Source organism: Sphingomonas melonis (assembly GCF_013409985.1).
Lineage (GTDB): Bacteria > Pseudomonadota > Alphaproteobacteria > Sphingomonadales > Sphingomonadaceae > Sphingomonas > Sphingomonas melonis_A.
This window is the reverse complement of record NZ_JACCBY010000006.1, coordinates 22,132-39,791: the sequence shown is the minus strand read 5'-3', so window position 1 is coordinate 39,791 and position 17,660 is coordinate 22,132. Positions and strand designations below refer to the sequence as shown.

The following is a 17,660-nucleotide window of genomic DNA, read 5'->3' as shown; positions in this document are numbered from 1 at the left end:
CCGAATGTTGGACTGATGACGTGTGGTCAGGCGGCGCGATCGAGCACGGCGCGGACCAAAGGCGTCGGATCGGCGGCAGGATTGCGCCAATCGGCTCGACCGGGATGGGTGACCGTGATCACTGCGCGTCCATCCGGCGCAACATGCGCTTCGCTGGTCCACCCACGAGCATTCTGTTCGGAGAAGCGGTCAAGAAGCTGGTTGGCGCCCATGGCCTCTCGAACCCAGCGTCCCGCCGTGCCGCCGAGGCAGAGTATTGTGCGGACACCCAGCTTGCGGATCACGGTTTCATGCACAGGCCAGCATTGCGGGAGTAAAGTCGCCTTCTCAGCCGCGAGCGCGGCTTCATTCGCCGAGCGCACGAAGACCACGTTGCTCGCGGGCACCTCGCGCAGGTCGAGGCCCAGCTGATCAAACATGTGGCGCATGCGCGGCTGCATGCCATGCGTGCCGGGTGATCGGCCCTGCCAGGACTCGTCGAGGTAGGCCGACCACGGCCTATTCAGCTCCTTCCAGTCGGACAGGTCGCGCGCGACTGTCTCATCTGCTTGCACGACCGGCGATCCGCCGGGATTGAGGCCGAGTATATACAGACGGCGATGCCCCTCGAATGCGCTCGGCCCCGAGTAGAAGACAGAGCCCGAGCGCTTGCTGATCTGCGGTGGAAGCTGACCTATGGCCGCTTCGAACAACGGTGGTTGCGGGTTCGACATCGCTGGCTTCCTTTGCTCCGAAATTGAGAGATGCTGCCGGACGACCGGTCTGATTGGGGCGACCACCGATTGCGGCGGTGCCGACTGCGTTGGACAGGGCGGTTTAGCGATCACCACCGCGACCCAGATTGCAGCGGCTGCAATCCCGGCCGCCAGCGACCAAGGCCAAGTCTGATAGACAAGCCAATAGAACCCGAACGCGCCAACAAGCCGCAACATGACGATCGGCCGCAGCACTATGGCTTGAAACGCGCGATCAGCGCATCAGAATGATGACGGGCGGACCCGGGCCAGCCGACCAGCCATTCGCGCCAGGAGCACGCGGCGAAGCGGACCTCCGCGCCAGCGACCGCGATGGCGAAGTCGGCGATCTCGGCGCGATGACGTTGGAGCGCCTCAGGCGAGACAACGACGGATCCACGTCGCTCCGGCTCGGCGTAGAGGTAGAAAAGCACCGGCACCTTCCCGAGCCGGCGCCCCTCGGTCACCAGTCCGAACGCGTGCTTCACGAGTTGCGCCGCATCGAGATGGACGAACGTGGTGGCGCCTGCACGCAGCGTGTCGCGCATGGCGGTGAACGGGGCCATGCGGTCGCCCCACACGTCGCGGTCATAGGCGTTGGACAGGCTGACGGCCTTGACGTCGCGGAACGGCTCGAACCGCTTCGACTCGACGCCGATGACATGCGTCAGCGTCTCAACCGCAGCGTCAAGCCACGGGTGCCGCCCGCCCGACCACGGGAATTGCATCTGGCGCTCGACATCGACGCGGATCGCCGGCCAGTCCAGATCGGTCAACGGCGGAAACGACGGCAGGTCCGCCGGCCGCTTAATGAACCAGCCGAAGGCATTGGCCGCAAGCGCCGCGCTGCTCTCCGGGCTGGCGAGCTTGCCGCTGTCGATCTCGTTGCCGCCGGCCTTGCTCAGGGCGGCGCGGACTAGATCCTCCGGCACGCCGGGCAGGAAGGTGGTTTGGCGAATCGTCATGGCCTACGGTGGCGGGCTACTGCGACAGAAACGGTCGTCGAGTTGATCATGAGTTCAATGCGATCAGATGCCCAACGCGCTCAGGATTGCGTCGCCAATGCCCTTCAATCCTCGTCCCCAGATGCTGCCTTTTCCCGCTCCTGCCGGCCGCTCCTCATAGACATAGCGTCCGCGACCGGTGAACCGATCGTCGAACAGACTGGCCCTGCCAAACAAGTAGGGACGGAACGAGCTCGATCTCGCGGCACCGTAAGCGAGGCCGGCGTCGAAACCGAGGACAAGTCGCTTGTTTGTGGCACGGCCCTCAGCCGCATCCTTGACTCTCACGCCGCGCCTCCCCTGGACAATGAGCGTGCACGGGCCATGAAAAACGATGTAGCGGAACTGGAAGGTGATCCACGAGATCATCCAGCGCAATCGCCACGGCCGTTCAATTGCCAACGTCCGCGCTCTCGGCTTGACCACACCCACGAGGGCGCGCGGCTGCAACACCATCGCGCCACCCTCCGGCACGTCGATCAGGGCCACCTCATAATGTTCATCATCGGTCCCGGTCACGGTGACATGGTCGTGTCGGCTGCTGCGGAACCGCTGGAGGTTGACCAGACCTGCGGCGATGCAAGCCAGGAACATCCGGTTTTTAAAAAACAGCTTGTCATCGACTCGAATGTCGCTCGATCGATCCTGCACGCCGGAGCGCACCAGCAATTCGGTCTCGCGGTCGATCGGCGCGTCCACCGCGACGCCGGACGGACCCGCGAGCAGCGACGGCCCGGGCTCGCGCAGCCGCACCGGCGCTGTCCGGCTCGCCAGCGGCGCGATGATCCAGAACGCGAACGCCTTGTGCAGCACCGGCAGCAACACGCCGCCGATCACGATCCAGAACGCCTGCCAGCCATATCGGCGTAACGCACGCTCTGTCTTATTCCACGCTAGGTTCTCGGCGTAGCTGGAGGACTCCCGCGCCGCATGATCGAGCGCCGCCACCGCTTCGCCGGCAACACGTTGTCCATCCGCAACCGCCTCGCGCTGAAGTCTCAGCGCGCGGATCGCGGCCTTTTCGGCTTTCAGCACGCGCTTCTCCTGATCCAGCGAAGGTCGGTGCTGGTCCAAATCCTTCTTCAGTTCCCTGACCCGGCGCACGCGCGCGCAGACCAGCGGCACAGCAGCTTGTGAACACAGCGGATTGCGCCACTGCATCTTTGCTCGCTGCTGCAACGCGGTGTAGTCCTGCAACCGTCGATTGAAGTCCGCGACCTTACGATTGTGGGCATCGATCCGATCACGGATCGATCTCAGCTGGGTCGCGAGTTTGGCGCGCTCCCGCAGGTTGCTTAAACGCACGCTTATCAGCGCGGCGGCACGATCAAGGAGCAGCAATTCGAGGTATTGCGCGCGATAGCTGGCTACAATCGTATCGGTTTGCCCACGTGCAGCGGCCCAGGCGATCTGGCTCGAATTGAGTATGCGGCCTCGCGCTTCGCTCCGTTGACGCGTGATCTCGCTTTCGGCTCGCTTTAACTCTGCCGCCCCGGCGCTACGCAGCGCGGCAATCTCTCGATCGGCTTTCGAGACTGCGTCTTGCGCCCCCTCTTCAAAGTTTGATCTAGCCGCCGCTAGGCTCATCGCCGTCGCCCGCGCATCGTTTGCTTCGTGCTTCCATGACGAAATGCGACCGGGCAGGTCGTGAAACAACGCCAATGCCGCAACAACGATAATGAAGGAGAGCGTCAGCCACCCAGTCCATCGCAGCAGGACGCGTAGAATTACGGCCATAATTCCTCACCATCCCCATCGATGACAAAGCAGCATTCGTATGGTCATGACCTACCTATTCGCATCCGCAGCGACAGAATCGGTCGCTGGTGATGCGGGCAGCATTGTCTGCGCCGCCGCCAGGCGCTCGCGCATCGTTTCGATGAGCACGTCCGGCCCCTCGATCACCAGCCCGCCTCCCCAGGTGAATAGATGCTCGGCCAGTTCTCGCATGCCGCCCGAGGTGAAGCGAATGCGCAGGCTGCCGTCTGCCAGCTCCTCGATCCGCTGGAGACGATGGAATCGCCAACCCCGTGCCCGCGCGGCGGATGCGGCCGACACGTTCAATAAGACGTCTTGCGGCTCGTCGCGCCAGACCGCGAAGCTCTCCGCGAGCCAGGCGTCGATGTCCCAATCGTTCGGGGGGCAGCCTAGCACCTCGCTCAGCGCCGGCTCGGTCATGCGGTCGAGCCGGTAATAGACCGGCTGATCCTTGCGGCCGGGCATCTTGCCGAGCAGATAGGTGAGCGGCCCGTGGACGAGGCCGTAGGGGATGACGCGCCGCCAGCGCGGCTCCGGCCGCTCCTCCGTCGCGTAGCGGAACTCGACGCAGCATCCGGCGAGTATCGCGCCTTGGACGACGGTGATCGTTTCCGGCACGACGGTGGCGATCGGTCCCGCCGTCACCATCGTCCGCTGCAGCCGGGCGAGCGCGTCGAGGTCCGGGTCGATCCGCCGCTTCTCACGATCGTCGAGCGCGCCCTTCACCTTGGCGAGCAACCCGGCCAGCTGGTCGGCGCGCGCGGTCTGGCCGGCGAGGCGACGTCCGTCGACCTCAGCCTGCAGCGCCGCAACCTCGCTCGCGGTCTGCCGGGTATATACCCGGCGCAGGCTGCCGCGGATCAGGAAGCGCTTACGGCGGTCGTCGGCAACCTCGTCGAGATCGAAATGCCGCGCGATTACGTCGCGCATCCGCTCCGCTGTGCGCCGGTTGACACCGAGCCGCTCCGCCATCTCGTCGAGCGTCAGCCCTTCGGTCGTCTCCGACAGCGCGTGGACAAGCGCCAGCAGTCGGTCGAGCTTCGCCATTCTCTCGGTCATTGCTCCCCCACGTCGACCCTTTAGCCGATCGTGCGTAAACCGCTGGACAATGCAATGCTTATAAGCGCGACCGGATTGGAGGCTGTTAAGCCGCCTCACCCCCCCAGCACGCACGCTAGCCAGTCGGCAGCGCGCCGCTGGTCCCGCTGTCGCTCGGCACTGGAGCGCCACGGCGCAGGCGCGGCGCGCAGTCGCCCCTCTTTGACCCGCAAAGAGGGTCCGTCACCCTCGTCGGAATTGAGCCACAGTGCCCCACTATCGTCCAGCGCAGGCATGGCGGGCACTTGCCAGTCGTTGCCCTTGCGCGTCCACAGCCCGACGGCCAAGCTCGGATTGGTCGCTCCCGGTCCCGTGCTGACGATCAGCGCATCGCTGCGCGCCTCGCGCATCGCGCGCGAAACGATCGGGCGCTGCCATTGGAGCGAGGCGGAGGTCGGCACGAGCAGCAGCTCGGCCGACTCGATATATAAGTAGCCGACGAACGGGAAGCTCAGCACCGGGCCGGCGTGGCGAAGCGACCATCCGGCCTTGTTCGCGATCGCCAGTGCGACGGTGAGCGCGCGTGCTTCGGCGGCCTGTCGGGCGACAGGATCGTAGATCATCCAGTTTTCCTTCAGCTGTAGCGGTCCGCGACCCGCCACGTCCTGATCTTCGGCACCGGCATGGTGCCCGCCGCCCCGCGCAAGGCGCGCAAGGCGCGCAAGCCATCGAGGTCGTCCGGCTGATCGCGCAGCCGTTCGGCGATGCTCACCGCGCCCAGGGTGTCGAGCGGGCGATCGAGCGCGGCGCGGATCGCGACCGGGTCGTGGCCGCAGCGTAGTTCGATCCGGGCGAGAATATTGAGGAGGAGCGCCGCCCGCGTGCGGCGCTCCTCGGTCATGGTCACGGCGAGCGGCTCGCCGGCGACGAGGCGTTGCGCCTCGTCGAGCCCGATGTCGAGCGCACCCGCCGCGAGCGCCGAGTCGACGCCATGCGCCCAGAGCAAACGGCCGACCTCGGCGAGCGTCCAGCTTACACCCGCACCGGTCACGCTGGCCGCCCTGCCCGGAACGCCGCGAAGCCATCGACTATGAGCTGCCGCCCCTTGTCGCTGCACAGCGGCGGCACCCATTCGGCGAGTCCGAGCGTCGATAGGCGGCGCGGCACGTAGAGGCAGTGACAGTGGCTGGGGTTGCTGCTTCCCTGGCGATGCGGCGCGTGCTGGACGAGGAGCACCGGGCAGCCGAGCGCGTGGACTTGGGCCCTGAGGAACCCGCGCACCAGTTCGTATTGCTCGTGCAGCCGCGCGGCCGGGAAGGTGATCGTCACATAGGTGAGCAGCACCGGTTTGTCGGCCGGTCGCTCGGCGTCGACCGCTTCCATCAGCACGCGTGCGTCCGCATACCGGTCATCTGCCCCGGGCGGCAGCAGCACGTCCGCGCGGGCGGCGGTGACCGCCCACGGCTCGCCATCGGGCGTCGGCACCGGGGCGAGCTTCACTTGTGCGAATTGCACGGCGGTGTTGGTCCAGCCGCGATAGCTTGGCCTGAGGACGCCGTAGAGGATGCGTGTGCCCTCGCTGCCGGGTGGGTCACCGATGAGGGGCAGCCAGCTATGCGGGTTGCCCGGCGTCGGATCGCGATCGGCGTTGATGATGACCGGTGTGATGGTCTTCTTGCCCGCCATCACCACGCCTCCAGCGGCGAGAGGAGGCAAGCGCCTTCGCGCTCGGCGCGGTCGATCCCGGCGGCGCGCTTGCCGAACGTATCATAGGGCGGCAGCAGCTCGAGCCAGAAGCCGTCGGGGGTGATCGAGACGGCAGGACCGACCAGCGGCGGGACCAGCCACAGCGCCCCGTCCGCGCCGCGCCACAGCGCGAGGTCGTCCATCGACCATGGCGTTCCCGGTAGCAGTTCGAGCGCGACGTCTGCGGTGACGATCAGACGATCGTGATCGAGAGCAACGCGCAGCAGCACGACGTCGAGGTGCGCCTCGGCCGCGAGCGCCGCAAGCTTATCGCGGAACGCGGGCTCACGCGCCTGCGTCACGCAAAGCACCGCGCCGCGCTCGGCGATGTGGATGCTCGCGCTCGGCAGGCCGGGCAGCGTGAGGTGATCGTAGCAGTCGTTCGCGCCGAGCGCCTCGAGCACGAGGCCGCACGCGACCGAGCCGGCGGTGCAGCCGGCCAGAACCAGATTGGTCATGTAAAGAAGAGCCTTGTTCGTGTCGTCGCGGACCGGTTGGCCCGGACAAGCCCTGTCCGCTTTCATCCTGCTTCCAGGGCTCGCCCGCTCTCCGACCAGCCTTCAGGGTGGGTGCCGGTCCGCTCGCGCCAGCGCTCACCCCCTGCTATCGACCAGGCACCGGGCGCTGGATCCCGCCGGCACCCGGTGATCGAGGTCACGCCGCCTTCGGCAGGCGCGGCCGATAACGCAGCAGCAGCGCCGGGGCGGTCAGCATCCACAGCGGCCGATCGCGCTCGACGTTCGCAGGCACGTCAACGCCAGCGCGCGCGAGCACAGTCTCCGGGATGGGCTGGAGGGTCCGCATCGGCACGGATAGCCGCAGCTCGGTGCAGTGCGGTTCGGGCGTGATGGCGTGGGGATGTGGTTCGATCGCGGTCGCCGCCACGATCTCGTAGCCGGCGAGCGCCCGACCGAGCCGCGTGTCGATAGCGCAGACCTCGCCCATGCGCTTGCCGACCAGGGCCGCAGCGTCGCCGGTGGCGAGCAACGCCGTCGGCAGCGTCAGCGTCGCCCCTTCGGTGCGCTCGTGATAGTCAAGGTCGCCCTCGCGCCACCACAAGTGCAGGCCGGTGCCGTAGCGCGCGACATAGCAGTCGAGCGGCAGCGCGGCGCGCGGATCGCCTTCGCTGTAATCGTCGGCGCGCGTGCAGAAGGAACGCCGGTCGATCCAGCCGTCCTCGTCAATGTTGACGCCCGCGTTCCAGAGCTGCACCGGCCTCACCCGCTTCTTCCGCAAACGCTCGACCAGCACTTCGCTCGCGGTCACCGCCCAGAACGGCAGCTCCTCGCAGGGGCGCCAGCCGCTCAGCCGCATCATGCGCTCCTGCGCCACGCCGACCGCGACCGACGCGAATATCGCGTCGAGTTCGGGCAGGTGCGCCGCGAGCGTGCGGTCCTCGATCCGCAGGTAGCCGGCGTCGGTCTTGATCTCAGTCCGATCCTTGCTGTCGCCGACATAGGCGTCTCGGCGGTCAAGCCCGTGCCGGGCCATCACCGCCAGCACACGGCGACCAAGCTCGGTGCCGGCCCAGCGCTCCATGCAGGTGAACCGCTCGTGGTAGCGCCGCGGTCCCAGGTCGTGGACCATCCAGGCGGCGGGTTGCTCGAAGTTCTTCAGGGTCATTTCACGTCTCCAACAAGTGACGCTTCACCCCATCAATCACCTCACCATATCCGCCCCCGGCGGTTCATTGCCGACGCGGTCCGCCGCTGTCGGCCGGTACCGCGCCGATCAGCGCGCGGGCGTTGCGGGCGAGCATGCGGACCGATCGGTCGCGGGCGAAGCGCTCGCGCAGCAGCCGGCGCGCGCGTCCCGGCAGGTCGGGCAGCATTGCGGGCGCGACCTCCCAGCCGGCCGCCATGCCGGCTATGACCGACGCCAGCACGGCGTCGAAATGCTCGGGCTCGGGTGGCGGCATCGTGACGACCCGAAACCGCGACCGGAGTGCCGCCGGGATCGGATCGAGGTTGTTGGCGCAGGCGATCCAGCTCACCTGCGACAGGTCGCAAGGTGCGAGCAGGCACTGATCATACCAGCTCCCGGCCGACGCCGGCTCCAGCATCGACAGCAGCGCGTGATGCACATGGCCGTGGCGCTCGGACCCGCCCGCCTTGTCGAGTTCGTCGAGCAGCAGCATCGGATTGGCGGTGGCGTTGCCCGCCATCACCACCAACGGTCAGGCCGGCACGGTGTTGGTCCAGCCGCGCGCCGTGCCGCTGAGCAGCCGGTCGTCGCTGGTATTGCCGAGCTCCAACGCGGCGAACTCCACCTGCAGCGTCGCTGCCAACTGGCGGGCGAGCCAGGTCTTGCCGACACCGGGGTCGCCGATCAGCAGCATAGGCTCGAGCTTGACCCAAGGTCGGCCGAGCGCGAGCTGGATGCGAAGCTGGCGGGCGACATCGCCGATCAGCGACTTGCCCCAGGGCATCCCGGCCGCGAGAGCATCGAGCGCCGGGAACGATCCCGCAGCCGATGGCCGCATCGCCGGCGCGCCTGCCAGACGGAGCGGAGTGGTCAGTATCTCCCAGCGGTCGGTCAGCGGCCGGTCGAAGCGAGGTGCGTTGACGACCTCGCGCTCGGGCTCGATCCGCTGGCAGATGCGCCTGTATTCGCTGTTCGGGATTGGCGCTTTCCGAACCGCGTCGCGGATCACCACGACGATCTCATCGGCCGCGTAGCGGTCGTCCTCCATTTCATTCCTCCAGGCAGTTCGCCTGAAGGTGCTCGTCTCGATCACCTACCAAGAGAGCGGCTCTAGACTCCAGATTGAACGCTACCTTACTGACAGGACGCGCAGGGAAACCACTCCTTCTCTTCAACTTCGTCCGCGAAGGTTACGCCATGATCAATAGCAGCAACGGAATGGTGCGTTGCTCCGCCTGCGCGACTGCCAACCGCGTGCTCGTCGCGAGACTCGGCGCAGGCGGCACCTGCGGCCGGTGCGGCGCCCCGCTGTTCACGGGCGAGCCGCTAGACTAGTCCTTACCGCCGCCAACTTTGACGCGCACGCCGCCCGAAGCGATCTGCCGCTGCTCGCGAACTCTGGGCATCATGGTGCGGCCCATGCCGGCAGAGGCGCCCGCTTTCGCCGCCGCTGCGGGCCAGCTCGAACCGGCGATGCGCCTCGGCAAGCTAGATATCGAGGCCGAGCAGTCGATCGTAGCCCGTCACCAGATCCGCTCGATCCCCATGCTAATCCTGTTCGACCACGGCCGCGAGGTGGCCCGGCGGCCCGGCGCGATGCCGACCGCGTCGATCGTCGCCTGGACGCGCGGCGCGCTCAGCGGGTGAGTCAGGAGCGAGGCAGCCCCGTCAACGTCACACTACGATCAGCGCTGCTGCTCTTCCCATTGCGCGACCGCCGACTCTCGCCCGTCACAAGCCATGACGGCCGTTGATGCCGGCCAGGTCGGCATCTTAATGATGTTGCAAAAGCAGCGGAGCTGGTCGTCTCGATACCAGAGCGACGCCGGGCACGAGGCGCAGGCCGCTGCCGGTGCTTCGTATCCCGCACCCATCGAGAACAGGGCGGGACGATAGGCACTGGCGGTTCCTCCGCCCGGCGGCGAAACAGGGGTATGCTGGGGCACTGTTTTCTCCTTGGATCGGTAACGACGTCCTTACCGCGTCCGGTTGCCAGACGATCTGGCGCGGCGTTGCTGTTCGAGGCGGTGAAGTTCGTCATCGGCGGCGGACGCGGCGGACGATCGGCCATGCTCTCGCAGACCCGTGCCTCCGGAGCGCCACTCGCGCGGATCCCAGCTCTGGTCGTGAAACATCCGCGCGAGCATGGCCAGTTGAGCGCGGCTCCGTTCGTCCTTCTGCCGCCGCTGCTGGTCGGCGTGCGGAGCCGTCCGCTGACGCTCGACCCGTTCGAGGGCCACGCGCTCAAGCATCGATTGAAAGTCCGCATCCCCGAACGCGAGAAAAGCGGCGCGTCCCAAGCCGTCAGGGCCTCGCAACGAGTCGACGACCGCTTTCCGGTCGAGCGGAACGTCGAATTGGCGAACATGGTGGCTGATTTCGGCGAGCATTCCGGCCCGCTGTTTCTCGAGAAACGCCTGGATCAGCGGATCCTCGTCGAACAGCGCCGCAGTGGTGAGCTGGGGCTTGGGATCGAACCGATCGGCTTCGACCACGATCTCCAACGGCGCATTCGCACCGACGCGCCCGGAAACCTCGCGGCGTCGCATGGGGATCGCACCCAATCTCGCGAGATCGGCAAGCGCCCGCTCGACGGCGGCCTGGCGCGCCGGGTCGGCCCGGTGATCGGGGCGGGACGGCGCGGCGTCCACCGCTAGCGCGGCCACGGGTTTGATCGGCGCGACCGGGCGCCTGTCGACCAGCGGCTTGTTGTCGCTGTCGACCAGCGCAATCCCGAGTTCGGCCGCGCGCTCAGCGCACCGCTTCCTGAACGTCTCCGACCCGCTAACCCGCACCGTTCCCCAGCGCTCGGCCGCCAGCTTCAGGGCGGTGTCGAGCCCGCCAGCATCGAAGGGACGATGGACGACGATGACGGTGCGATCATCGGTGAACACCAATCTGTCCGCCGCGTCATAGTAGCGCGTCGACCAACGGTGCTGTTCGGCGCGAAGCCCGGCGGGGGGTGTCCAGGTCCCTTCCTGCGCGTGATCCGCAGGAAGCAGCAGCGACGGCGACGCGACCGGCGGCGGATCGGCGGGCGCGCCGGCCGCGCGCCAGCTCTCCGCGGTGACATGGCGTCCTTTTGTGCAGGTCTTGATGGCAGCCGCGAAGGCGCTGTTGAGTTCCTTCTGGGCGGCGTCGCGTTCGGCCCGGATCGCCCGTTCGACGAGGCGGTTCTTCGCCGTTGCGATCGATGCGAGCTGCTCGGCGGCCCATTGATCGAGCGCTGCCTGGGCGGCGGCACGGTCGGCGCGCAACCGCTTGAGCTGGGCCTGATGCGCGGCGCGATAGGCATCGAAGCCCAGAACCTGGTCGCGCGGATGCTGGCTAAACGGTCCCCACCGCGCCTCCAACTGTTTGAGCGCGAGGTCGGGCGCAACCGTCGACGCCTTGGCCGAAGCATCGCCGAGGTGAAGACGCGCGCCGCTGCCCTTGGCGCGATAGGCGATCTGATACACCTCAAGGCGCGCGTGGAAGTCGGTCCAGCTCCTAGCCTCCGCACGTGCCCGCAAGATGTCTGCGCGCGCGTTGGCGATGTCTGTCGGCAGGCCGTTCCAGTCACGATTGGCGATGAAACGCCCCGACGCATCGCGCACCATCACCTCGCTGGCCGGATCGACGGCCTTCTCGCCGCGCGTCCCGGTCCTGAACCGGCGCACGTGGGCGTCGAACACGGCGCCGTTGCTGGCGTAGTAGAGCGCGTTGGGTTCGGCCGCCCAGCGATGCCGCTCCTCCAAAATCGCGATCGCCTGGTGCAGATCCTCAATCAGCCATTCGCTGCCAGCCGCTCTGCCGCTTGCCGGGTCGACGCGCACCGCCGCGATATGGAGATGACGGTGCGCGGTGTTGGTGTGCTCGGCGAACAGCGCCAGGCACTTGGACAGCCCGGTGGTGGCGAGGACGATGTCGACCGTGTCTTCGAGTTGCGCCGGGGTCGGGTTCTCGCCCGCCTGCCAGCTCACGATGATGTGGACCACGGGATATTCGACACGCGGGGCGCTGCTCGCGATCGCAAGCATCTCCACCTGCTGCTCGGGTAGATCGCTGGTCAACAGGTTCCGACCGCCGATATGTCCCGCCTTCTCCCCCGGCTCGATCCCGTGCGCCTTGGCATGGACGAGATACTCGGCAAGCGAGCGTACCTGCTCGCGGTCGGTCATCGCCATCGCCCACGGGTCGGCGTCGGTCACGTAGCGGGTCAGCGCGAAAACGTTATTGCGCAGGCCGTCGAGCCGGCCCTTGTTGCGAGCCATGCGGATGAGCTTGACGATCATCCGTCGACCTCGGCCCTTGCCGCCCTGGTCAGTTCGCGCACGGCCGCAACGATCTCGGCGCGCAGCTCATCATCGAGCAGACGGGCGTGATCGAGCCGGTGATGGATTGCGATCAGCCTCGCCAGGCAGGCGAGAACCGGCGTATCGTCGGTCGCCCGGGCGAGCAGCAGGTCACGCGCGAGATCATGCCGTGTCATCCGCGCCCGCGACGCCGCCGCATCAACCAGCAGCGCTTCATTGGGCTGGAGATGGACTGTCAACGAGATCCTGTTGTCGTTGGACTTGCCGACCTTGCCCTTCATACTTCACCCACTTCAAAGCGAGAAGGTTCCCCGCCGAGCGAACGGGGTCTGGTTACAGGCCCCATCCTGCTCACCCTTTTCCTCCACCAACGCCGGCAGAGCGCCCGCCAGGCCGCTGCCGGCCTACACACCAGAGTTCCGGCATCCTCGTGGTAGCGGTCCGAGTTACTGTCGGCGGCTTCCAGCTGCTGGACGAGGTGCCCGGGCTGCCAAATAGGCGGCAAGAAAGCGCCAAAGGCCCGGCATGTTGCCGTCGCGTATCCCGGCGAAGCGTGCGGCATCTGGCCGGCGTCATGCCGGGATAAGCACCGCCGCATAGCGAGCAAGCTCGGTGGTTAAACCGGGTCCAACCACCCGAAGGAGACAGCACTTGTCCGTCGGCGGGCAAGTCGACCGAGAACGGCTTCTCTCGCAGGGCCGCCGAGAAGACGCGGTGACCGCCACATGGGCTCTCGTCACCCCTCGCAAGGTTCGGCTTTGCATTGGGCGAAAAGATGAAGATCCGCAACGAGCGCACCGCGTCGGCGAAGCCGCATAGATGGTGCGCCGGGGATCGCGCATCGTCGGCCACAATGAAGCCGTGAACGCTCCACTCGTGCGGCCGCTCTGGCACCCCGGCCCAGGTCAGGGGACAGGCCGATGGAGCGGCAACGATCAGTCCCGCCCCGGTCAGGCCGCCGTTCAGCACGGACTCGCGCGCAGCGCCGCCATCGAAAATTCGGCAGAGGGCGCCAGCCGGACAATCGCGCAACACGTCGCTGGGCAAGTGCCCGCCGGTTGGAGAGGTCGCTTCTGCCCGGTTAGGCTCGGTGTAGCCGCCAGTTTCCCGCCAGATCGCCTCCAACAGTTCAACGCCGGTGGGGGCCGACATCGTCGGCGTCGGTAGAGGCGGGATACTGGCCATGCGATGGGCGTCTCGCGACACCGCCACGCCGTCAACGATGCCGATCGTCAAATTGTGTCAGGCGTAACTAGCGGAACTCAGGCGCTTTCAACGGCGCGTCCGCGTCTTTCCCACGCCTGCGCGCCCGGTTTAATCGCGATGGTCCAGGAGGCACGACGATGAAGGATGTAGACAAATGGCGGCGTGAGGCGGATCGGCGACTCGCGGCTTCTGTCGCGCGCAAGCGCTCCATCACCACGACGACCGGCAAGGTCGAGGACCGCTTCGACGGCATCTTGGATGCCCGACGCCGGGGCATGAACTGGGCGATGATCGCCGACGCGCTTGAGCCGGATGGTTCGCTCAAGACGGAAGCGGTGGAAAGCGCCTTCAAGCGCCTGTGCATAGAGCGCGGGGTCGCCCCACCGAGCCGGTCCCGATCCATCGATAAGTCGAAGGCAGCCAGGCCGCGTGCAGAAGTCTCGGCCGTGCCGACCGGCAAGACGCTGTCGACGTCTCAAGGCGGCCTGTTCCCCGACCAGCACCGCTGGGTCGACGAGGGCGACGACTAACCCTTTCGTATAGGAGATCAAAATGGCGAACTCGCCTCACGCCAGCCGCGTCGTCCTGGTCACGATGACGCTGAAAGGCGGTGCCGGAAAGACCGAAACCGCTGATGTCGCGGAAGCGGCTTTCACCATGGGCGGACACCGCTGCGTGCTGATCGACGCCGACGACGGCAACCGTGGCCTCGGTCGTCGGCTCGGTCTCGATAACGTCATCAAGCTGTCTTGGGCGAGCGGTGCCGAGGACGCGCCCGATTGGTTGGCGCGGCATGCCGGCAAGGGCGATCGCCTGATCTTCGATCTGGGCGCGGGCATCGGCAGCGCCGACCTGCCCATTATGGCGTTTCTCGGCTCCGTCTGGCGCATGCTTCAACAGGGTGGTGCCAGGATCATCTTCCTCTGCATCGTATCGACAAACGCTCCGACCGCGACGACTTTCATCGAGCGTGTCTTTTCGCTGTATGGCCGGATCGGCGAGGTAATCATCCTCTGCAACGACCAGGATGGGTCGGGGACATTCCTCAACGGCATTGCCGAGCGTCCGGAGCCCAAGGTTCGGCTCGGTAATCTCGCAGCCGGGATCCAGGCGGTCCGCCTTCTGAGGAAGGAGCCGCTCAGCGCGATCATCGCAGCTCCTACTCCTGACTATGCGTCGGCGACCGCGATTATGGCATCGCGGGTCCACGCCTTCGCGAGCCAAGCCATCTTTGCCACGCTGGTCGATTCGTCGGCGCTGGCGCGGCTCAGGGAGGCTTCCGGCAACGTTCCCAAGCTCCTCTACACGGTGGCGACTGCGGCGAACGCGACCGATGCGCGAATCACGCTGAATGCCAGGCTCGCCGCTGCGCAGCGGCTTCTGCTGACACCCGAACTGGACGATGCTTCGATCTTGGCGGCAGCAAAGGCGTTGCGACGAGCCCACGCCGAATGGAGGAATACGGGAGCAGGTCGCAACCCGTGATTAAGCCGGCCTAAGCTATGGTGTTAGGCAGATCACAGAAGCCAAGAAGGGCAGAATGCCTTCAGTTAACCCGATCCACGGCACCACCGCTTACGAGAAGCGACTCGGCTCGATCGACGTTCGGGCCGCGATGTCAATTTTTGACCATTCGTTCGCGCTTGACGCATTTGAACAGGGCCTTGCTGCAAAGCGCGGCAAGAATGGCGCGCCCAAATTGGACGGGGCGGCGCTGGAGCGGATCAACCACGGTGGGCATGCCGACCTCGCCCGTGCGTGTTTGAGCCTCTTTCTTTCGAACGAAGGCTTTGACAAACGGCCCGAAAGACGAGCGTATCTGTATCTGATATGCCAGATCCGTGATGGTGCGCAAAAGATTGCGGCTGCTGCTGATACGCTGGCCGAGCAAGCGAGAACGCATTGGCAGGAGACGGGTGCGCCAGATATTGTCAGGGAAAAGGCGCTGCAGGATCTCGCTCTCGCGCTTTACGGCAACCTCCTTCCGACCGCCGGTCACAAAGGAGCGCGGCAGCACATTTCGCTGCAACCAATAGACAACCCGTTCGCAGGTAACCGGGTTATCCACGGACTGACGAACTGCGCAGCCCTCTTCAATGAGGCTGAGATGATCCGCGAGCGACACCGTCGGAACACCAAGACGCTCAAGGCGCACGGAGTGAGCGCGTCACGGGCAAGCCCAGGCAACAAAGCTGATCACGAACGTGATGCCTTTGTCTGGGATCTTGCAAGAATTTATAGGCAGGTCTTGTGCATCACGCCGGCGGCACCGAGCAACACCAATCGCACGCCCCCGTTCATGAGATTCGTCCAGCGCGTATTCCGCGAGTTCAGGGAGCAGGCAGTTAGCCCGGTCGAGCCGCATTCGTATACGCCGCCATCCCTCGCTACGGTGCGGGCTATTCTCAACCAATGGAAAACGTCGGCTCACGCTCTGGAATCGTTTTTGCCGGGTCAATGACCCCGAAAACCCTGACACTTGGGAATCCTCACAAGAACGGGGAACACCAATGTCGTATCAGGGACCGAGGTTCGTCTGCCTCAAGCAGATCGCCGCGATGGCCGATTTCAGCATCAGCAGCGCCGGCCGCTATTCCAATCTGCCGGGCTTTCCCGACCCCTTCTATTTCGGCGGCAAGAAGATGTGGTTGGGAGAGGAGGTCTGGGCGTGGCTGATGAGCTGCCGCCGCCCGCGCAAGCCGTAGGGTGATCAGGTCTTGCGCCGTCGGCGCCCTTCAACGAGGGCATCGACGGCGCATGCGCCTTCCAGCAAAATGCCGGACCAGATCGACGCCAGCTTGCGGCGTCGATCGATGAATTGCGCGCGGTTGTAACGCAGTTCGCTCGAAGAGATGCCGGTGGGCGTATGGGCTAGCATCAGGTCGATGATCATCGGATCGCGGGGTCCGCCATTCTCGACGACCCACTCGTTCATGATGGTCGAGAAACTTGAACGCCAGCCATGCGGCACGTGCCGACCACGCAGACCTTCGCGCAAATAGAGATAGCTGAGCGCGTTCTCACTCATCGGCTTGTGCACCGAATGGCCGCCCGGGAAGACGTATTCGCCTCCAGCACTAAACAACCATGCCTGCCGGAGAACCTCGACGGCGGATTGGGTCAGCGGCACCGGATGATCGAAAGCCTCGTCCTCACGCAACGTGATTTCCTGCTTCATCTTGGCGGCAGGCACCATCCAGATCGCCTCCGCGGTAGTTCCCTCAACGTCGGGATCAAACCCCCGCAGTTCATCCCAGCGCATCCATCGCACCATGCCCGGTCGCTGCGCCGTAAGCGCGAGAAAGCGGGATGCCAGCTTGACAGTAGGTGTCGCCTCCGCCGCATCCGAGATGGCCAGCACCTCGCGCGCCTTCCCGATGGCCGTCGCGGCGGGCCAACGCCGGGTCCGCGGCTTGGGCTTGAGCACCTTACCGAGCGAAGCCGCGGGATCGATAACCGCGCGCCCCTTGGCGATACCGTAGCCGAAGATCGCGGAGAGGCGCTGACGCAGCCGATGCGCCGTCTCGATCGCGCCCCGCTTCTCAACCTTTTGCAGCGCCGCGAGCACAAGAGTTGCATCAATCTGCGTAACCGGCAGTGAGCCTAGATCACCAAAGATGTCCCGCTCGAGGCTCTCAATGACGTCGGCAGCGTGAACCGGCTTCCAGCGCGGCGTTTGCTTTCCGTGCCACTCTCGAGCGAGCGCCTCAAACGTATCGGTGGAGGCAAGGCGGTTAGTGAGAGCGGCCCGCTTTGCCTCAACAATGGGATCCTTACCTTCGCTCAGCAGGCGCTTGTCGCTGTCGCGCAGATTACGGGCGTCTTTAAGCGTCATGTCCGGGTATGTGCCCAGCGTGCGCAGCTTTTCCTTTCCACCGAACCGGTATTTGTGCCGCCACGATCGACACCCCGTCGTGGATACATGAAGGTGGAGCCCCTTCTCGTCTGCAATCTTATAGGACTTGCTCTGTGCCTTTGCACCCTTACACTGCGTATCTGTCAACATTTAACTGATTTTTCCTTTAAGCCCATTCTTCACAAGCCTAGAATCAGCTAAACTAACTTCCTATTTGCGTTCAATCTAGGTGAGGGCCGCAGGATTAACTTGACTGCCGATGGTAGGAATTGACCGCTGCGTTACCTTATGCGCTCGCGCCGATACCCCCGATTGACTGATGCGATACCCCCAAGGCTACCCCCCGGAGGACGACATTGACCGCAATCGGTTTACTGCG

At 65.7% G+C, this 17,660-nt stretch carries 18 protein-coding genes and 1 pseudogene; 6 read left to right on the top strand and 13 right to left on the bottom strand.

The window, feature by feature from the left end; genetic code table 11:
• Positions 1-26 precede the first annotated feature (26 nt).
• The 10 genes and pseudogenes from HD841_RS16735 to HD841_RS16690 all read right to left on the bottom strand — a co-directional run bounded on the left by HD841_RS16735 (position 27) and on the right by HD841_RS16690 (position 8,762).
• Complete coding sequence (locus tag HD841_RS16735; protein ID WP_179510039.1) at positions 27-950, bottom strand: hypothetical protein; 924 nt, start codon at positions 948-950, stop codon at positions 27-29.
• A complete protein-coding gene (locus HD841_RS16730; protein WP_179510038.1) occupies positions 950-1,699 on the bottom strand; it encodes a PGN_0703 family putative restriction endonuclease in 750 nt (249 codons plus the stop codon). Before HD841_RS16730 ends, HD841_RS16735 begins: the two co-directional genes overlap by 1 nt.
• Positions 1,700-1,762: 63 nt before the next feature.
• Positions 1,763-3,475, bottom strand: a complete 1,713-nt coding sequence (locus HD841_RS16725) for a hypothetical protein (RefSeq protein WP_179510037.1) — start codon at positions 3,473-3,475, stop codon at positions 1,763-1,765.
• Positions 3,476-3,526: 51 nt separating this feature from the next.
• Positions 3,527-4,555 (bottom strand): helix-turn-helix transcriptional regulator, encoded by a 1,029-nt coding sequence (locus HD841_RS16720; RefSeq protein WP_179510036.1) that lies wholly within the window; start codon positions 4,553-4,555, stop codon positions 3,527-3,529.
• A gap of 95 nt (positions 4,556-4,650) precedes the next feature.
• Entirely contained in the window at positions 4,651-5,157 is a 507-nt protein-coding gene (locus HD841_RS16715; protein ID WP_179510035.1) for a hypothetical protein, read from the bottom strand.
• 11 nt (positions 5,158-5,168) lie between these two features.
• Positions 5,169-5,585, bottom strand: coding sequence for a hypothetical protein (locus tag HD841_RS16710; protein ID WP_179510034.1), 417 nt, complete (start codon positions 5,583-5,585; stop codon positions 5,169-5,171).
• Positions 5,582-6,220 (bottom strand): hypothetical protein, encoded by a 639-nt coding sequence (locus HD841_RS16705; RefSeq protein WP_179510033.1) that lies wholly within the window; start codon positions 6,218-6,220, stop codon positions 5,582-5,584. Before HD841_RS16705 ends, HD841_RS16710 begins: the two co-directional genes overlap by 4 nt.
• A complete protein-coding gene (locus HD841_RS16700) occupies positions 6,220-6,738 on the bottom strand; it encodes a hypothetical protein (protein WP_179510032.1) in 519 nt (172 codons plus the stop codon). Before HD841_RS16700 ends, HD841_RS16705 begins: the two co-directional genes overlap by 1 nt.
• Positions 6,739-6,934: 196 nt before the next feature.
• Complete coding sequence (locus HD841_RS16695; protein ID WP_179510031.1) at positions 6,935-7,903, bottom strand: hypothetical protein; 969 nt, start codon at positions 7,901-7,903, stop codon at positions 6,935-6,937.
• A gap of 64 nt (positions 7,904-7,967) precedes the next feature.
• Positions 7,968-8,762 (bottom strand): annotated as a pseudogene (locus HD841_RS16690) (AAA family ATPase).
• 359 nt (positions 8,763-9,121) lie between these two features.
• Here HD841_RS16690 and HD841_RS21070 point away from each other — a divergent pair.
• Positions 9,122-9,259, top strand: a complete 138-nt coding sequence (locus HD841_RS21070) for a hypothetical protein (RefSeq protein ID WP_445013695.1) — start codon at positions 9,122-9,124, stop codon at positions 9,257-9,259.
• Positions 9,260-9,343: 84 nt separating this feature from the next.
• Positions 9,344-9,571: a thioredoxin family protein gene (locus HD841_RS21065; protein ID WP_445013694.1), complete on the top strand. Its 228-nt coding sequence runs from the start codon at positions 9,344-9,346 to the stop codon at positions 9,569-9,571.
• A 329-nt stretch (positions 9,572-9,900) separates the two neighbouring features.
• Here the strand turns inward: HD841_RS21065 and HD841_RS16675 are convergent, their stop codons facing one another.
• The gene (locus HD841_RS16675) at positions 9,901-12,198 is read right to left on the bottom strand and encodes a relaxase/mobilization nuclease domain-containing protein (RefSeq protein ID WP_179510028.1); all 2,298 of its coding nucleotides are present in this window, start codon (positions 12,196-12,198) and stop codon (positions 9,901-9,903) included.
• Entirely contained in the window at positions 12,195-12,500 is a 306-nt protein-coding gene (locus tag HD841_RS16670; protein ID WP_179510027.1) for a hypothetical protein, read from the bottom strand. The genes HD841_RS16675 and HD841_RS16670 overlap by 4 nt, the downstream gene beginning before the upstream one ends.
• A gap of 1,062 nt (positions 12,501-13,562) precedes the next feature.
• Here HD841_RS16670 and HD841_RS16665 point away from each other — a divergent pair.
• The 4 genes from HD841_RS16665 to HD841_RS16650 are packed head-to-tail and all read left to right on the top strand — an operon-like array spanning position 13,563 to position 16,130.
• A complete protein-coding gene (locus HD841_RS16665) occupies positions 13,563-13,955 on the top strand; it encodes a hypothetical protein (protein ID WP_179510026.1) in 393 nt (130 codons plus the stop codon).
• A gap of 22 nt (positions 13,956-13,977) precedes the next feature.
• Positions 13,978-14,910 carry a hypothetical protein gene (locus tag HD841_RS16660; RefSeq protein WP_179510025.1) on the top strand — a complete coding sequence of 311 codons (933 nt, stop codon included), beginning with the start codon at positions 13,978-13,980 and terminating at the stop codon, positions 14,908-14,910.
• Positions 14,911-14,965: 55 nt separating this feature from the next.
• Entirely contained in the window at positions 14,966-15,886 is a 921-nt protein-coding gene (locus tag HD841_RS16655; protein WP_179510024.1) for a hypothetical protein, read from the top strand.
• Between the two features lie 49 nt (positions 15,887-15,935).
• The gene (locus tag HD841_RS16650; protein ID WP_179510023.1) at positions 15,936-16,130 is read left to right on the top strand and encodes a hypothetical protein; all 195 of its coding nucleotides are present in this window, start codon (positions 15,936-15,938) and stop codon (positions 16,128-16,130) included.
• Between the two features lie 5 nt (positions 16,131-16,135).
• Here HD841_RS16650 and HD841_RS16645 read toward each other — a convergent pair whose 3' ends face one another.
• Positions 16,136-17,431 (bottom strand): tyrosine-type recombinase/integrase, encoded by a 1,296-nt coding sequence (locus HD841_RS16645; protein ID WP_179510022.1) that lies wholly within the window; start codon positions 17,429-17,431, stop codon positions 16,136-16,138.
• Positions 17,432-17,660: the final 229 nt, after the last annotated feature.

Excerpts from the sequence above, each read along its gene's own strand:
- HD841_RS16720 (WP_179510036.1), bottom strand. The coding sequence starts at position 4,555 with ATGACCGAGAGAATGGCGAAGCTCGACCGACTGCTGGCGCTTGTCCAC.
- HD841_RS16660 (WP_179510025.1), top strand. The coding sequence starts at position 13,978 with ATGGCGAACTCGCCTCACGCCAGCCGCGTCGTCCTGGTCACGATGACG.
- HD841_RS16665 (WP_179510026.1), top strand. The coding sequence starts at position 13,563 with ATGAAGGATGTAGACAAATGGCGGCGTGAGGCGGATCGGCGACTCGCG.
- HD841_RS16655 (WP_179510024.1), top strand. The coding sequence starts at position 14,966 with ATGCCTTCAGTTAACCCGATCCACGGCACCACCGCTTACGAGAAGCGA.
- HD841_RS16705 (WP_179510033.1), bottom strand. The coding sequence starts at position 6,220 with ATGGCGGGCAAGAAGACCATCACACCGGTCATCATCAACGCCGATCGC.
- HD841_RS16715 (WP_179510035.1), bottom strand. The coding sequence starts at position 5,157 with ATGATCTACGATCCTGTCGCCCGACAGGCCGCCGAAGCACGCGCGCTC.
- HD841_RS16725 (WP_179510037.1), bottom strand. The coding sequence starts at position 3,475 with ATGGCCGTAATTCTACGCGTCCTGCTGCGATGGACTGGGTGGCTGACG.
- HD841_RS21070 (WP_445013695.1), top strand. The coding sequence starts at position 9,122 with ATGATCAATAGCAGCAACGGAATGGTGCGTTGCTCCGCCTGCGCGACT.
- HD841_RS21065 (WP_445013694.1), top strand. The coding sequence starts at position 9,344 with ATGCCGGCAGAGGCGCCCGCTTTCGCCGCCGCTGCGGGCCAGCTCGAA.
- HD841_RS16645 (WP_179510022.1), bottom strand. The coding sequence starts at position 17,431 with ATGTTGACAGATACGCAGTGTAAGGGTGCAAAGGCACAGAGCAAGTCC.
- HD841_RS16730 (WP_179510038.1), bottom strand. The coding sequence starts at position 1,699 with ATGACGATTCGCCAAACCACCTTCCTGCCCGGCGTGCCGGAGGATCTA.
- HD841_RS16670 (WP_179510027.1), bottom strand. The coding sequence starts at position 12,500 with ATGAAGGGCAAGGTCGGCAAGTCCAACGACAACAGGATCTCGTTGACA.
- HD841_RS16675 (WP_179510028.1), bottom strand. The coding sequence starts at position 12,198 with ATGATCGTCAAGCTCATCCGCATGGCTCGCAACAAGGGCCGGCTCGAC.
- HD841_RS16695 (WP_179510031.1), bottom strand. The coding sequence starts at position 7,903 with ATGACCCTGAAGAACTTCGAGCAACCCGCCGCCTGGATGGTCCACGAC.
- HD841_RS16700 (WP_179510032.1), bottom strand. The coding sequence starts at position 6,738 with ATGACCAATCTGGTTCTGGCCGGCTGCACCGCCGGCTCGGTCGCGTGC.
- HD841_RS16650 (WP_179510023.1), top strand. The coding sequence starts at position 15,936 with ATGTCGTATCAGGGACCGAGGTTCGTCTGCCTCAAGCAGATCGCCGCG.